This window comes from Clostridium sp. AM34-11AC (genome assembly GCF_003435375.1).
GTDB classification, from domain to species: Bacteria; Bacillota; Clostridia; order Lachnospirales; family Lachnospiraceae; genus Pilosibacter; species Pilosibacter fragilis.
On the sequence record NZ_QWGL01000109.1, the window covers coordinates 1 to 830 of the forward strand.

1 protein-coding gene is annotated in these 830 nt (G+C 45.4%); it reads right to left on the reverse strand.

The genetic code is table 11. From position 1 onward, the window contains the following. Nucleotides 1-782, reverse strand: a 782-nt coding sequence (locus tag DW826_RS17985) for an MBG domain-containing protein (protein WP_181968112.1), incomplete at its 3' end; no start/stop codon positions are given. Nucleotides 783-830: the final 48 nt, after the last annotated feature.

Consider the following 830-nt stretch of genomic DNA (forward strand, 5'->3'; position numbering starts at 1 on the left):
TAAAATGCTTGAATTTTTGTCTTGACAACTGAACCACTATACGGAGCCGGTGTGATTGCAAAGTCGTAGGAAACACTTCCTTCTGTGTAATTCTTTCCTTCCGAAACACTGTAAACCACACGGTACTCTCCCACATCGACCGGATCAGACGTTAAGACCTCATTCGTCTCCCGGTTTGTGATCACGCGGCTCATCTGACCATCCCCGTCTGTTGTCGGAGTCAGATCCACTGCTTTTCCGTCATAGACACGAGCCTCATACAGATTTGTAGAGTCGGTGAATACCGGGGTTCTGCGCTGTACCTTCAATGTACCCGGTACAACCTCAACCTTATAGTTCTTCAGACCATCTACCACTGCCTGAACCGCATACTCCCCGACATCATAGCCTTTTGTATATGCAGTCACAAATGATAAAACAGCATTCTGATTTTCAAGAGTTTCTTCTCCTACCATGCCCTTTACTGAATCAACGGTAAACTTCGGAGCTTCTTCCAGATAGGTTGTCTCCTGATCTGCCGTCACAACCTGAATCTCTTTCTGTGTGATCGTTATGATCGCGCTTCCTGTGTAAGGTTTGTAGTTCGGTGCTGTGATCCGATAGTAAACCGTATAAGTTCCGGCATCGATAAGTTCCGGTGCATCTGTTCCAGTATAATTATCCGGCTCCAGTCCGTATTCTACCACCTCATCTTTTACAAGCTCATCCTGTACAGAAACCTCGATCCCATGTGAGTGACCATCATAGATTCCATCATATCCATTTGCCGTGACGTTTTTCATCTCGGCCTCGCTGATTGTCAAGGTAGTTGTCAGTAAAAATTTATATTC